The 13,713-nt window shown below is 63.4% G+C and carries 14 protein-coding genes; 10 read left to right on the forward strand and 4 right to left on the reverse strand.

Going from position 1 to position 13,713, the window contains the following annotated elements:
• Positions 1-59 precede the first annotated feature (59 nt).
• The 8 genes from ACRARG_RS01445 to ACRARG_RS01480 all read left to right on the forward strand — a co-directional run bounded on the left by ACRARG_RS01445 (position 60) and on the right by ACRARG_RS01480 (position 9,189).
• Positions 60-887, forward strand: coding sequence for a class II aldolase/adducin family protein (locus ACRARG_RS01445; protein ID WP_432688196.1), 828 nt, complete (start codon positions 60-62; stop codon positions 885-887).
• Positions 888-950: 63 nt separating this feature from the next.
• Positions 951-2,495 carry an ABC transporter substrate-binding protein gene (locus tag ACRARG_RS01450; RefSeq protein ID WP_432688197.1) on the forward strand — a complete coding sequence of 515 codons (1,545 nt, stop codon included), beginning with the start codon at positions 951-953 and terminating at the stop codon, positions 2,493-2,495.
• A 203-nt stretch (positions 2,496-2,698) separates the two neighbouring features.
• The gene (locus tag ACRARG_RS01455) at positions 2,699-3,676 is read left to right on the forward strand and encodes an ABC transporter permease (RefSeq protein ID WP_432688198.1); all 978 of its coding nucleotides are present in this window, start codon (positions 2,699-2,701) and stop codon (positions 3,674-3,676) included.
• A 10-nt stretch (positions 3,677-3,686) separates the two neighbouring features.
• The gene (locus tag ACRARG_RS01460; protein WP_432688199.1) at positions 3,687-4,526 is read left to right on the forward strand and encodes an ABC transporter permease; all 840 of its coding nucleotides are present in this window, start codon (positions 3,687-3,689) and stop codon (positions 4,524-4,526) included.
• A complete protein-coding gene (locus tag ACRARG_RS01465; RefSeq protein ID WP_432688200.1) occupies positions 4,523-6,130 on the forward strand; it encodes an ABC transporter ATP-binding protein in 1,608 nt (535 codons plus the stop codon). The genes ACRARG_RS01460 and ACRARG_RS01465 overlap by 4 nt, the downstream gene beginning before the upstream one ends.
• Positions 6,127-7,032: a 2-hydroxyacid dehydrogenase gene (locus tag ACRARG_RS01470; RefSeq protein WP_432688201.1), complete on the forward strand. Its 906-nt coding sequence runs from the start codon at positions 6,127-6,129 to the stop codon at positions 7,030-7,032. The genes ACRARG_RS01465 and ACRARG_RS01470 overlap by 4 nt, the downstream gene beginning before the upstream one ends.
• 110 nt (positions 7,033-7,142) lie before the next feature.
• Complete coding sequence (locus tag ACRARG_RS01475) at positions 7,143-8,960, forward strand: M3 family oligoendopeptidase (protein WP_432688202.1); 1,818 nt, start codon at positions 7,143-7,145, stop codon at positions 8,958-8,960.
• Between the two features lie 49 nt (positions 8,961-9,009).
• Positions 9,010-9,189, forward strand: coding sequence for a hypothetical protein (locus tag ACRARG_RS01480; protein ID WP_432688203.1), 180 nt, complete (start codon positions 9,010-9,012; stop codon positions 9,187-9,189).
• Here the strand turns inward: ACRARG_RS01480 and ACRARG_RS01485 are convergent, their stop codons facing one another.
• The 4 genes from ACRARG_RS01485 to ACRARG_RS01500 form a co-directional block, all read right to left on the reverse strand.
• The gene (locus tag ACRARG_RS01485; protein ID WP_432688204.1) at positions 9,190-9,528 is read right to left on the reverse strand and encodes a hypothetical protein; all 339 of its coding nucleotides are present in this window, start codon (positions 9,526-9,528) and stop codon (positions 9,190-9,192) included. It abuts the gene before it with no gap.
• 90 nt (positions 9,529-9,618) lie between these two features.
• Entirely contained in the window at positions 9,619-10,551 is a 933-nt protein-coding gene (locus ACRARG_RS01490) for a capsular polysaccharide export protein, LipB/KpsS family (protein WP_432688205.1), read from the reverse strand.
• 130 nt (positions 10,552-10,681) lie between these two features.
• On the reverse strand, positions 10,682-11,578 hold the full coding sequence (gene rpoH / locus ACRARG_RS01495) for an RNA polymerase sigma factor RpoH (protein ID WP_432688206.1): 897 nt from the start codon (positions 11,576-11,578) through the stop codon (positions 10,682-10,684).
• 280 nt (positions 11,579-11,858) lie between these two features.
• Positions 11,859-12,896, reverse strand: a complete 1,038-nt coding sequence (locus ACRARG_RS01500) for an RluA family pseudouridine synthase (protein ID WP_432688207.1) — start codon at positions 12,894-12,896, stop codon at positions 11,859-11,861.
• Here ACRARG_RS01500 and ACRARG_RS01505 point away from each other — a divergent pair.
• Complete coding sequence (locus ACRARG_RS01505; RefSeq protein WP_432688208.1) at positions 12,877-13,194, forward strand: DUF6476 family protein; 318 nt, start codon at positions 12,877-12,879, stop codon at positions 13,192-13,194. The two genes, ACRARG_RS01500 and ACRARG_RS01505, sit on opposite strands and share 20 nt — an antisense overlap.
• Positions 13,195-13,426: 232 nt before the next feature.
• Complete coding sequence (locus ACRARG_RS01510; protein WP_432688209.1) at positions 13,427-13,705, forward strand: hypothetical protein; 279 nt, start codon at positions 13,427-13,429, stop codon at positions 13,703-13,705.
• The last annotated feature ends 8 nt before the right edge of the window (positions 13,706-13,713 follow it).

A 13,713-nucleotide genomic window follows, 5' to 3' on the forward strand; every position in this document is an offset into this window, starting at 1 on the left:
TCCGGGCGGCCAAGGCAATCTGTTGGCCGCAGAAGATGCGGTCCCGGAGAGCAATACCGATGGCGACACAGACGGAAACGGCGCAGGAAGAGGCAATGTCGCTGGGCGGCGCTGCGCCCTCTGCCCCCCGGCGCGACTCAGCTGACGAGGCGCAGATCCGCCGTGATCTGGCCGCCGCCTACCGGATGATCGCGCTCAAGGGGATGGATGACAGCATCTACACCCATATCTCCGCCCGCCTGCCCGATGGGACGGATGGCACCAAGCGGTTCCTGCTGAACCCCTATGGCATGATGTTTGATGAGGTGACCGCCGGTTCGCTGGTCACCATCGACGAGACCGGCGCGATCCTGGATGACCCTCTGGGGCTGGGCGTCAATGCCGCAGGCTTCACAATCCATTCCGCCGTGCATATGGCGCGCCATGATGCAGCCTGCGTGCTGCATACCCATACGGTCGCCGGTGTCGCCGTCAGTTCCGTGCGCGAGGGGCTGCTGCCGCTGAACCAGTGGTCGGCGCAGTTTCACGGGCGGATCGCGTTCCATGAGTATGAGGGCATTGCGCTCGACCTTGAGGAACGGGCCCGGATTGTCGCGGACCTCGGAACGCTGAACGTGATGCTCCTGCGCAATCATGGTACGCTGATCTGCGGGCGGTCGGTGGCAGAGGCGGTGAAGCTGGCGCTGAACCTCGAACGCTCCTGCAAGGCGCAGGTGGCGGCGCTGTCGATGGGGCTGACGCCCGACGTGCTGCCTGAGGATGTCGCGGCCCATACCGCCGGGCAATACGCCCGCGCCTATGACAAGATGGAAGCCACGGGCCGTGACCCGGAATGGGATGCGATGCTGCGGCTGCTGGACCGCGCCGCGCCCGGCTATGCCGACTGAAAACTCACCCAGACCCGCGCAAAGCGGGCACACCGTCAACCTAAACCAACAGGGACGACCCAAATGAAATATCTCAAGCTAACGACATTCCTCGTCGGGGCCGCGCTGGCCACCGGCGCGGTGGCGCAACAGGACGGCGGGCGTCTTGACCTGATCGTCCAGCCCGAACCGCCGGGGCTGATGCTGGGCCTCGTGCAGAACGGGCCGACGCAGATGGTCTCGGGCCAGATCTACGAAGGCCTGCTGCGCTACAATACCGATCTGGAGCCGCAGCCCTCGCTCGCCAAGGAATGGGAAATCTCCGAAGACGGGATGACCTATACGTTTCACCTGAACGAAGGTGTGACCTGGCATGACGGGGAGCCGTTCTCCTCTGCCGACGTGCTTTTCTCCGCTGAATTCCTGCAGGACAACCATTCCCGTTTCCGCGCCGCCTTCTCCCATGTCGAGAGCATCGAGGCGCCGGATGCCAATACCGTGGTCATCACGATGAAAGGCCCCTATGGCCCCTTCATCAACGCCTTCGAGGCGGGCTCCATGCCGATCGTGCCCAAGCATATCTATGAAGGCACCGATTACGCCACGAACGAGATGAACAACACGCCCATCGGCACCGGCCCCTACAAGTTCGTCGAATGGGAAAAGGGCAGCTATATCCATCTGACCAAATATGACGGCTATTACATGGATGGCCTGCCGCATATCGACGACCTCTATTACCGCGTGGTGCCCGATGCGGCCTCGCGCGCTGTGGCTTTCGAGACCGGCGAAGTTGACGTGCTGCCCGGCGGCGCGGTGGAGAACTGGGACGTCAAGCGTCTGACGGAGATGGAGAACGTTTGTTCTACTTCCGCCGGCTGGGAATTCTTCGCCCCCCACGCCTGGATGTGGCTGAACAACCGCGAGGGGCCGACCTCCAACAAGCTGTTCCGTCAGGCCGTGATGTTCGCGATGGACCGCGAGTTCGTGAAAGACGTGGTCTGGAACGGCTATGGCACGGTGCCGACGGGCCCGGTGTCGTCCAAGACCAACTTCTATTCCGACGACGTGCCGATGTATCCGCACGATCCGGAGAAGGCCAAGGCACTGCTTGAGGAGATGGGCTATGACGGCACGCCCGTCCGCCTGCTGCCCCTGCCCTATGGCGAGACTTGGCAGCGTTGGGCCGAGGCGGTGAAGCAGAACCTCGAAGAGGTCGGCATCAAGGTCGATATCGACAGTGCCGATGTCGCGGGCTGGAACGAGAAGACGGCCAACTGGGACTATGACATGGCCTTCACCTACCTCTACCAGTACGGCGATCCGGCGCTTGGTGTGGCGCGGAACTATGTCGAGAGCCAGATCAAGAAGGGCAGCCCCTGGAACAACGTCGAGGGCTATGTGAACCCGGAACTGGACGCCAAGTGGGAAGCCGCGGCGATCGAGCCTGACAATGCCAAACGTCAGGAGATGTACACGGAAATCCAGAAGCAGATCGTGGAGGATGTCCCGGTGGCCTGGCTGCTGGAGATCGAATTCCCGACGATCTACCGCTGCAACGTCAAGAACCTGATCACCACGGGGATCGGCCTGAATGACGGTCTGCGGGATGCCTGGATCGAGGAGTGATCCAATTTGCCGGGGCGACGCGGCTCGCCCCGGCTCGATTAAGACATTGCTCTGCATTGAGAAATCAGGGCAGCGCCGACCCGCGGGTGGGCGCTACCCCCCTTTCACCGATTGCAAAGCAATCGCCTGCCGGGCAACGAGCGTAACCGACGGGCGGGAGCTATGACTGACGCCGAGCCCCGAAGAAGCCGAAAGACCAGCCCATGACCATCGCCGGACCGATCCTGTCGCGCCTGCTCAAGGCGGCGATCACGCTCTTCGCCATTGCCGTGCTGAACTTCTTCCTGATCCATGCCGCGCCGGGCGATCCGGCTGCGGTGCTGGCGGGCGAAGCGGGCGCGGCGGATGAGCAGATGATCGCGGATCTGCGCGCCAAGTTCGGGCTCGATCAGCCCTTTTACATGCAACTGCTGACCTATGTCGGCAATATCGTGACGCTGGACCTCGGCTATTCCTTCCGTCAGGGGGAGCCGGTGCTGGACCTGATCCTCGAACGCCTGCCCGCGACGCTGATCCTGACGCTCACCGCCTTCTGGATCTCCCTGCTGGCCGGGGTGGCGCTTGGCGTCGCGGCTGCGGCGCGGGTCGGCAAGTTCACCGATACGCTCATCACCAGCGTGGCGCTGCTCTTCTACGCCACCCCGCTCTACTGGGCGGCGCTGATGGCGGTGCTGGTGTTTTCCGTGCAGCTGGGCTGGCTGCCGGGATTTGGCTATGAAACCGTCGGCAGCGGGTTCACCGGGCTGGAAAGGGCCTGGGATATCCTCAAACACCTGATCCTGCCGGCGCTGACGCTGGGGCTGTTCTTCATGGCGGTCTACATGCGGATGACGCGGGCCTCCATGCTCGAAGTCTCCCAGCAGGATTTCGTCAAGACGGCGCGGGCCAAGGGCCTCTCGCCCCGCATCATCCGCCGCCGTCATATCCTGCGCAATGCGCTCTTGCCCGTGGTCACGCTGGCGGGTTTGCAGGCCGGCCAGCTTGTCGGCGGGGCGGTGCTGACAGAGACGGTCTTTGCCTGGCCCGGCATCGGACGGCTGATGTTCGAGAGCCTTGCCGCGCGCGATTATAACACCATCCTCGGGGTCTTCCTGATCTCTGCCGCGATGGTGATCGTCTTCAATATCATCACCGACATCGTCTACCGGCTGATCGATCCCCGGATCGGGCATAAGGCGTGAGGAGAGCATCATGACCCTCTGGAAACGCTTCATCACAAATCGCGGGGCCCTGCTGGGCCTGATCATCCTGATCGCGGTGATCGCGGTCGCAGCTTTGGCGCCGATGCTCTATCCGCGCGGGCCATGGACCATGGTGCAGCGGCCCTTCCTCGTGCCCTTCACCACCGACGGGCTGCCGCTGGGCACCGATACGCTGGGGCGCGATGTGCTGGCCGGGCTGGTCTATGGCGCGCGGGTGTCGCTGCTGGTGGGGCTTGTCTCAACCGTCATGGCGCTGCTGATCGGCGTGCCGCTGGGGGCTCTGGCGGGGTTTTATGGCGGCTGGGTTGATGAGGGCGCGATGCGCTTCACCGAATTCTTCCAGACCATCCCGAACTTTGCGCTCGCCATCGTGCTGGTGGCGATCCTTGAGCCGACGCTGACCTCCATTACCATCGCCATCGCCATCGTTTCCTGGCCGCCGGTCGCGCGGCTTGTCCGGGCAGAGGTGATGTCGGTCACCAAGCGGGAATATGTCGATGCGGCGCGGCTCGCCGGTCTGACCAATATGCATATCCTCGTGCGGCAGGTGCTGCCCAATACGGTCTCTCCGATCATCGTCATGGCGTCGCTTATGGTGGCGACGGCGATCCTGCTGGAAAGCTCCCTCTCCTTCCTTGGCCTCGGCGATCCCAATATCATGTCCTGGGGTTACCAGATCGGGGCGGCGCGGACGGTGATCCGGTCGGCCTGGTGGCTGTCGTTCTTCCCGGGGGTTGCCATCGTGCTGACCGTGCTGGCGCTGAACCTGATCGGCGAAGGGCTGAACGATGCGCTGAACCCGCATCTGTCGCGAAAGGGCCGGTCATGAGCGTGCTGACGATCTCCAACCTCTCGATCGCCCTGCCCAAGGGCGCGGACCGGCCGCTGGCGGTCAAGGACTGTTCCTATGAGATCGGCGCCGGGGAAATCCTCTGCGTCGTGGGGGAATCCGGGTCGGGCAAATCGATGACGGCTAATGCGCTGATGGGCCTGCTGCCGGAGGGCGTGAGCGTGGCCAAGGGCACCGCGGAATTCGGCGGCACCGACATCCTGCGCATCCCTGAGGCGCAGCAACGTGCCCTGCGCGGCGACCGGATCGCGATGATCTTTCAGGAACCGATGACGGCTCTCAATCCGCTGATGCGCATCGGTGACCAGATCGCGGAAGTGTTCGAGGCGCATGACCGCCACCGCCCCGCCGAACGCCGTGAAAAGGCGCTGGCGCTGATCCGGGAGGTGCAGCTGCCCGACCCGGAAAAGATCATCCGCGCCTATCCTTTCCAGCTGTCGGGCGGGCAGCGGCAGCGGGCGATGATCGCCATGGCGCTGGCGCTGGAGCCGGAGCTGCTGATCGCGGATGAGCCAACCACCGCTCTGGACGTGACGACGCAGGCGCAGATCCTCAAGCTGATCCTCGACCTGCGGGAGCGGCGCGGCATGGCGGTGATGTTCATCACCCATGACTTCGGCGTGGTGGCGGAGATTGCCGATCAGGTCATCGTCATGCGCCATGGCGAGATCGTGGAGCGGGGCAGCGCCAAGGCCGTGCTGGAGGATCCGCAGCACGACTATACCAAGCGCCTGCTTGACGCGATCCCCTCGGGGCTGGTGGCGCAGTCGGTCGCGGTGGACAAGGCCCCGGCGCTGGAGATCCGGCATCTGCAGAAGGTCTATCGCACCGGCGGCGGCATGTTCCGCCCGCGCCGCGATGTGCATGCGATCGACGATGTTTCCCTGACCATCGCCAAGGGCGAGGTGCTGGGGCTGGTGGGCGAGTCTGGGTCGGGCAAGTCGACGCTGGGTCGGGCCGTGGTGCGGCTGGTGACGCCCGATGCGGGTGAGGTGCTGGTCGGTGGCACCGATATGGCTGCGCTGACGGAGGCAGAGCTGCGGGCCGCGCGCCACAAGGTGCAGATGGTGTTTCAGGACCCCTATGCCTCTCTCAACCCGCGCCACCGGATCCTGCGGGCGCTGACCGACGGCCCGATCGCCAAGGGCGTGCCGAAGGATCAGGCACGCCAGCGGGCGAAGGAGCTGATGGAGACGGTGGGCCTCGGCGCCGATGCCGTGGACCGCTATCCGCATGAGTTTTCCGGCGGGCAAAGACAGCGGATCGGGATTGCCCGGGCGCTGGCCATGGACCCGGAGCTGATCATCGCGGATGAGGCGGTCTCCGCGCTTGATGTGTCCATTCAGGCGCAGGTGCTGAACCTGCTGCGCGACCTGCGCACGCAGTTCGACCTGTCGATCCTCTTCATCACCCATGACCTTCGGGTGGCGGCGCAGCTCTGCGACCGGATCGCGGTGATGCAGAAGGGCAAGCTGGTGGAGATCGGGCCGGTGTCGGAGGTCTTCCTGAACCCGCAGCACGACTATACCCAGAAGCTGCTGGCCGCCGTGCCCGGCGGCGGCTGGGGGCAGGCTGCGGAATGAGCGGCGTCATCGGGGTCGCGACCTGTTCGGCGCTTGACCTCAAGCGGCTGTTTTCGAAATCCTTTGCGGAGCATGCGCCGGAAATCACCCTGCTTGGCCCGGAGGAGGTCACCGACCCCGCCGCCGTTCAGTTTGCCCTGACCTTCAAACCGGCGGCGGATGCTTTCACCGCCTACCCCAACCTGCGCGCCGTCTTTTCGGCGGGTGCCGGGGTGGACGGGATCGAACATTGCCCCTCCCTGCCCGACGTGCCGCTCTACCGGGTCGAAGACCCCGATCAGGCGCTGCAGATGGCCGGGTTTGCGGTGTTCCACGTGCTCTGGCATCACCGGCAGATGGCGGAGGCGGTGCGGGCGCAGGCGCGCCACGACTGGGCGCGCCGCATCACCGGGCTGAGCCCCACGCTGCGGCGTGTGGGCATCATGGGTTACGGACATATGGGCCGGGCGATAGGCAAGGCGCTGGCCGATCTGGGCTATCCGGTGACGACGCTGTCACGGCGCCCGCCGGAGCCGGGCGATGCGCGGATGGTACATATGCTGACCGCCGATCTGGACGCCTTCCTTAGCCAGCAGGACATCGTGATCAATGTGCTGCCACTGACGCCCGAAACGCAGGGCCTGCTTGATGCCGGCTTTTTCGCCAAGCTGCCGCAGGGGGCGGCGCTGATCCAGCTGGGGCGCGGCGCGCATCTGGTAGAGGGCGACCTGCTGGCGGCGCTCGACAGCGGGCATCTTTCCGGTGCCTCGCTTGATGTCTTTGCGGTGGAGCCTTTGCCGAAGGACAGCCCGCTCTGGGATCATCCGGGCGTGCTGGTCACGCCGCATGTCGCCAGCATTCCGCAGCATCGCGCGGTGGTGGCGACGGTGCGGCGCGGGCTGCGTGAGCTGGGGTTGGGTTAAGGCGCCCGGCGGCCTGCCGTCGACGCATCGCGGGCCCGTGCCACCCCCTCTGCCCTTGCCGCCCCTGCCCGCGCCGCCTATGTCTGGCGCAACGAGCCAAAGGAGTGACCATGACCCATCCGCAACCGCTGTTCGACGCAAATGCCTCTGCCGGGGGCAAGGATCTGGGGAAACTGCCGGAATGGGACCTGACCGACCTCTATGCCGCCCCCGATGCGCCGGAGATCCAGCGCGATCTGGACTGGCTCAAGGAGGAATGCGCGAGCTTTGCCGCGGATTACGAGGGCAAGCTGGAGACGCTCGATGCCGCCGGGATGCTGCGCTGCATCCAGCGGGACGAGAAACTGTCGACCGTGTCCGGCCGCCTGATGTCCTATGCCGGGCTGCGCTATTACCAGCACACGACCGACGGGGCGCGGGTGCAGTTCATGTCCAATATGCAGGACAAGCTGACGACCTTCACCACGCCGCTCGTCTTCTTCTCGCTGGAGCTGAACCGGCTGCCCGACGATTTCCTTGAAAAGCTCTACGGCCAGAATGACGAACTGGCCCGATACAAGCCGATCTTTGACCGCATCCGCACGATGAAGCCTTACCAGCTGTCGGATGAGATGGAGAAATTCCTGCATGACATGGGCGTGGTCGGCGATGCCTGGGAGAAGCTCTTTGACGAAACCGTCGCGGGGCTGACCTTCTTCGTCAATGGCGACGAGCTGGGGCTGGAGGCCACGACCACCCTGCTGACCGACCCCGACCGCGACACCCGTCAGGCGGCGGCGGAGGAAATTGCCCGCGTGCTGGGCGAAAACATCCGCATCTTTGCCCGCGTGCATAATACGCAGGCCAAGGAGAAAGAGGTCATGGACCGCTGGCGCGGCATGCCCACGGCCCAGACCGGCCGGCACCTGTCGAACCATGTCGAGCCCGAGGTGGTCGAAGCGCTGCGCAATGCCGTGGTCGCTGCCTACCCGCGTCTGTCGCATCGGTATTACGAGTTGAAGCGGAAATGGCTGGGCCTGGACCGGATGCAAGTCTGGGACCGCAATGCGCCGCTCCCCATTGAGCCCGCGCGCACCGTCGACTGGCCCACGGCGCAGGAGATGGTGATGACGGCCTATGCCGGGTTCGATCCGCGGATGGCGGAGATTGCAGAACCCTTCTTCTCCAAAGGCTGGATCGACGCAGGCGTGAAGCCCGGCAAGGCGCCCGGCGCCTTTGCCCATCCGACCGTGACGGAGGTGCATCCCTATGTGATGCTCAACTACCTTGGCAAGCCGCGCGACGTGATGACGCTGGCGCATGAGCTGGGCCATGGTGTGCATCAGGTGCTGGCGGCGGAACAGGGCGAACTGCTGGCTTCGACCCCGCTGACGCTGGCCGAAACGGCGTCGGTCTTTGGCGAAATGCTGACCTTCCGCAAGCTTCTGGCAGAGGCGAAGTCGCAGGGCGAACGCAAGACCCTGCTGGCCGGCAAGGTCGAGGATATGATCAACACGGTCGTGCGCCAGATCGCCTTCTACGATTTCGAATGCAAGCTGCACGAGGCACGGCGCGGCGGGGAGCTGACGCCGGAAGAGATCAACGAGATCTGGATGTCCGTGCAGGCCGAAAGCCTCGGGCCGGCGTTCGACTTCATGGACGGCTATGAGGTCTTCTGGTCCTACATTCCGCATTTCGTGCATTCGCCGTTCTACGTCTATGCCTATGCCTTTGGCGACGGGCTGGTGAACGCGCTTTATGCGGCGTATGAGGAGCAGCCCGAAGGGTTCCAGAACAAGTATTTCGATATGCTCCGCGCGGGCGGATCGAAGCACCATAAGGAGCTGCTGGCCCCCTTCGGCCTCGATGCTTCGGACCCGAAATTCTGGGACAAGGGCCTGAGCATGATCGAGGGCTTCATCGATGAGCTGGAGGCGATGGAGGACTGACATCGCACCGCCGCACCATAGCCTGCGCGCCCGCCTGAGGCGGTGGCTGGTGAAGGTGCGGCGCACCGTCCCCTTTGGATTGAGGACTGTGCTGGGGCTCCTGCTGATTTTTGGCGGGGTCCTGGGATTCCTGCCGGTGCTGGGGTTCTGGATGCTGCCGCTGGGCGTCGCTGTCCTGATGCTGGATGTCACAGAGTTTCGACGCAGACGGCGACCGCCCCGCCGCTGATCACTTGATCGTACCGTCCTGAGGTTTGCCCTTACCATCGCCCATCACGAGCCGGTACTTGTTGCCATCAATGGTCCAGGTCCCGCAATCGGTCCCCAGTTGTTGTTTGCCCATGGCAATATTCCGGCACCACAGCTTGCCATTCCACGCCCAGTTTCCGACGATCTTGACGCCATCCTTGCGGGCACCGGACATCGTGCCGTCCGCCTTTATCACGGCGGAGTAATCGCCGTTGCCAAAGGTCCGGCCCACGACCAAGGTCCGGAATTCCTGTTCTGTATTAATTTTCTTGGGCGCAGCCGTGGCTGGCCCCGCCAAAAGTGCCAGTGCCAGTGCCATGGCAGATGCTGATCTTAACATTGTTCCCTCCCAACCGTTTACATCCTGTGGACGATGGGCCTGAACTGCCGTTACGTCAACATGACACAATCAGGAGGCGAATCCGCGGCTCCGCAACCGTCTGAGGAACTGGTCCACCAGATCCTGCGCCCCGGCATTCAGGCACTGCCCCCTGAAATACCAGTCGATATAGCGGCGGAAGTCGACATCCGGCGGCGGCGCGACCAGCGCTTCGGCCAGTTCGACCGGGTCGCGCGCCTCCGTCGCGATATGGTGGAAATCGGCCTGCCCGCAGAGAATGACAGGCTTTTCATGCATATAGGCCTCTACCCCCACGGCGGAATTGATTGTGACAACGCGGGAGGCGGCGCCAAGGATATCGTGTATATTGGCGAGGCTGATCTGCAGCTGGTGCCAGCGTTCCTGCAGGGCCACCAGCCGGTCCATCGTATCCAGCGAAATCTCCTTCGGATGCGGTTTGACAACGACCGGACGGTCCTGAGCGGCGGCAAGGCAGGTCTCCAGCATGGTCCAGCGGTCGATATGGGTGGTCTCGCCGACGATCCTGTTGGTCTCATCCTGGAGGAAAACGGCGATACAGCCCTCCGGGATCACCTCCCGGTCGCGGGGCTGGTCATAGCGCGATTTCCGATCGATGACGTGGCGCCGGTGGAGCCGGTCGAAAAAGCGGCTTGCAGCGCGGCTGTCGATCTCGCCGGGGTCGTATTTCATGCCCCGGATCGAGGAAAAGGCCCGGATCCCGTCGGGATCGAGGTGCCAGAACGGATAGAGATAGGCCACCCCGGCGCTGAGCGCCCTGGGATGGCCGATCCGTGCGTGATTCACGATGTGGAACGATTGATCTGAATCGATGCGCGTCAGGATCCGGGATCGATCCAGCGGTTCAATCCGATGTTCAATCCTCAGCCTTTTCAGACCCTTAACCAATTTACGGTAGAAGGGCAGCATCTGGGATCGGTCCGAAAGCCAGGCTTCGGGAAGGTGAAAGACCACCTGCTTCATGGTCGTAAAAAGCCTCCGCCGGGTGGGCGGAGGCTAGATTTCTGGCCCCTGACAGGCAACCCTGTTTTGGCGCCGGAGTGGCGGTGTTTCGCCGCTGACCTTACGGAACGCTTCCAGCCGCAGCAGGAAGTCAGGCGGCGGGCAGCATGCCCTTGCTCTGGGCCAGTTCACGCATGCGCAGCTGAAGCTTCTCGAAGGCACGAACCTCGATCTGGCGGATACGTTCACGGCTGACGCCGTATTGCTCCGACAGGTCCTCCAGCGTGATCGTCTCTTCGCTGAGGCGGCGTTGCGACAGGATATCCCGCTCCCGCTCGTTCAGAACGTCCAGCGCTTCGGCCAGCAGTTCGCGGCGGGTGTCCATCTCGTCACGCTCGGCATAGTCGCCGGCCTGGTCGGCGTCTTCGTCCTCCAGCCAGTCCTGCCATTGCATCGTGCTCTCGCCTTCGGAGCCGACGGTCGCGTTGAGCGAGGCATCCCCGCCTGACATCCGCCGGTTCATGGAGATCACCTCATCCTCCGTCACGCCCAGATCGGTTGCGATCTGCTTGACGTTGTCGGGGTGCAGGTCGCCCTCTTCCAGCGCGCCGATGCGGGCTTTGGCCTTACGCAGGTTGAAGAAGAGCTTCTTCTGCGCGGAGGTGGTGCCCAGTTTCACCAGCGACCAGGACCGCAGGATATATTCCTGGATCGAGGCGCGGATCCACCACATGGCATAGGTCGCCAGCCGGAAGCCCTTTTCGGGGTCAAAGCGTTTGACGGCCTGCATGAGACCCACGTTCGCCTCAGAGATCACTTCGGCCTGCGGCAGGCCGTAGCCGCGATAACCCATGGCGATCTTGGCGGCGAGCCGCAGGTGCGAGGTCACCAGCTGGTGGGCAGCATCGGTGTCCTGATCCTCCACCCAGCGTTTGGCGAGCATATATTCCTGTTCCGGTTCCAGCAGCGGGAACCGGCGAATTTCCTGAAGGTAGCGGTTCAGACCGCCTTCCGGCGTCGGAGCCGGGAGATTTGCATAGTTTCCCATCACACTGTCCTTTCGCGACCCCTGATGTTTAGGGGATTAACATGCCAGATAGGAGCGCCTCGAACGCCTTTCAAGTCCGTTACGCCTGATAGATTAACGCACCATGAACGGATTTCTGTCGTGGTCGCATCCACATTTCGAAAACTTCACGCCCATGTGTCAGCTGGTGAACTCAGTCTGCCCTTTCGGCGCAGCCGGGAGAACTGCCCGAAACGCACAGGTCGGGTCGCATCGGTGCACAACAGCCGGAATAGCCATCCCGGCAGATTGCCGTCCCCGCTCAGGACCGGAGCACGGCCAGAAGTTCGGCCATATCCGGTGGCAGCGGCGCCTCGAACCGCAGCCAGCGGTCGTCTGCGGGATGTTCAAAGCCCAGCACGGCGGCATGCAGGGCCTGCCGGGGGAACGAATTAAGACCGTGCGCGGCCAAAGCCCCCACATTCCTGCCGGCCTTGCGACGCCCGCCATAGGTCTGGTCGCCCACCAGCCCGTGACCGATATAGGCCATATGCACCCGAATCTGATGGGTACGCCCCGTCTCCAGCCGGCATTCGACCAGCGCAGCGCTGTCACCAAAGGCCTCGATCAGCCGGGCACGGGTGACGGCATGGCGACCGCCATCGGATACCACGGCCTGTTTCTGGCGGTCGGTCCGATGGCGCGCCAGACGGGTCTGGATCTTGACCACGCCCGCCCCGTCCGCACTGACACCCGCCAGCCCGCGCAACCGCGGATCGGCAAGCGAGGGCACACCGTGGCAGAGTGCCAGATAGGCGCGTTCAGAGCTGTGTTTCTCAAACTGCGCGGCCAGGGCATGATGGGCGCGGTCGGTCTTGGCCACGACCAGTAGCCCGCTGGTGTCCTTGTCGATCCGGTGCACGATGCCGGGCCGCTTCTCTCCTCCGATGCCCGAGAGGCTGTCGCCGCAATGATGCAGCAGCGCATTGACCAGAGTACCGTCCGGACTGCCCGGTGCGGGATGCACGACCATGCCGACGGGTTTGTTGATGACGATCAGATCCTCATCCTCATAGACAACGTCGAGCGCGATCGCCTGCGCGAGGGTCTCCACCTCCTCCGGCGGGGCGAGCGCGATTTCGATGATATCGCCCTCCTCCACCTTCGCCTTGGGGTCGGTCAGGGGGGCACCGTCGCGCGTCACCTCGCCCTCGGCGATCATCCGGGCCAGCCGGGTGCGCGACAGGGCCGCCTCCTCTGGCACATCGCGGGCCAGCGCCTTATCAAGGCGGGCGGGCGGATTGGCCCCGATGCGGATGGCAAGGACCGGAGTTTCAGGCGTGGCGGATGAGTTCGACAAGGACGGCGTTTCCGAGGCTGACATGCAGGACATCCCGCAGCTGCGGTTCCTGAAGGTTCTGGTGACCGTATTGGCCGGGGTGATGATTGCGGGGCTGATAGTCCTGATCGCCCTGATTGTCATCAGTTTCCGGTCGCAGGGGCCGACATTGCCCGACACGATCGCCCTGCCCGCCGGAGAGACTGCCACGGCCTTTACGGCGGGGCGTGGCTGGTACGCCGTGGTGACCGGTAGCGACGAGATCGTGATTTTCGATTCAGAGGGTCGCGAATTGAAACGAATCGCCATAGAAGACTAACAGGCAATCCAGTTTAATTATTTCCAATTTGGAAACGCTGCGTCGCCAAATCTCAAGGAATCTTCAACCGTAGATTTAGCTGCGACAGCCCTGCTCGCCGTCGCTGGTATGCAGGTGCAGCAAAAACGAGCCGAGATTTTGACATTCGACAAATGTGATGTTTACGGGGTCATATTTCTGCCATATTTGGATCGGCCCGACCTGAGGGTGATCAGACTAGAAAGTCATAGACATGAAGTCACTTAAACTTATTGCATCTGCAGCTGTTCTGTCCGCTGCAACAACTATCCCCGGCGCCGTTTTCGCCAAAAATGGCGTGGGCAATGCCAACCCGAACCCCAATGCCTACGACCATGCGTGCCCCGGCCCCGCATCCTTCTGCCCGACTTCCAGCGTCGATCCGAATGGATTTAGCGCACCGGAAATTGGAGCCGAAGGCGCTGTTGCGGCGCTGATCCTTGTTCTTGGCGGGATCGCTGTTATGGCCGGCAATCGCGGCCGTTCGATTTAATTCTTTAA

It is taken from the genome of Pseudooceanicola profundi (assembly GCF_050897955.1).
In the GTDB taxonomy this organism is placed as follows: domain Bacteria; phylum Pseudomonadota; class Alphaproteobacteria; order Rhodobacterales; family Rhodobacteraceae; genus Pseudooceanicola.

What these genes read in the sequence shown, in the direction of transcription:
- ACRARG_RS01445 (WP_432688196.1), top strand. Translation starts at nt 60, where the DNA reads ATGGCGACACAGACGGAAACGGCGCAGGAAGAGGCAATGTCGCTGGGC.
- ACRARG_RS01450 (WP_432688197.1), top strand. Translation starts at nt 951, where the DNA reads ATGAAATATCTCAAGCTAACGACATTCCTCGTCGGGGCCGCGCTGGCC.
- ACRARG_RS01455 (WP_432688198.1), top strand. Translation starts at nt 2,699, where the DNA reads ATGACCATCGCCGGACCGATCCTGTCGCGCCTGCTCAAGGCGGCGATC.
- ACRARG_RS01460 (WP_432688199.1), top strand. Translation starts at nt 3,687, where the DNA reads ATGACCCTCTGGAAACGCTTCATCACAAATCGCGGGGCCCTGCTGGGC.
- ACRARG_RS01465 (WP_432688200.1), top strand. Translation starts at nt 4,523, where the DNA reads ATGAGCGTGCTGACGATCTCCAACCTCTCGATCGCCCTGCCCAAGGGC.
- ACRARG_RS01470 (WP_432688201.1), top strand. Translation starts at nt 6,127, where the DNA reads ATGAGCGGCGTCATCGGGGTCGCGACCTGTTCGGCGCTTGACCTCAAG.
- ACRARG_RS01475 (WP_432688202.1), top strand. Translation starts at nt 7,143, where the DNA reads ATGACCCATCCGCAACCGCTGTTCGACGCAAATGCCTCTGCCGGGGGC.
- ACRARG_RS01485 (WP_432688204.1), bottom strand. Translation starts at nt 9,528, where the DNA reads ATGGCACTGGCACTGGCACTTTTGGCGGGGCCAGCCACGGCTGCGCCC.
- ACRARG_RS01490 (WP_432688205.1), bottom strand. Translation starts at nt 10,551, where the DNA reads ATGAAGCAGGTGGTCTTTCACCTTCCCGAAGCCTGGCTTTCGGACCGA.
- rpoH (WP_432688206.1), bottom strand. Translation starts at nt 11,578, where the DNA reads ATGGGAAACTATGCAAATCTCCCGGCTCCGACGCCGGAAGGCGGTCTG.
- ACRARG_RS01510 (WP_432688209.1), top strand. Translation starts at nt 13,427, where the DNA reads ATGAAGTCACTTAAACTTATTGCATCTGCAGCTGTTCTGTCCGCTGCA.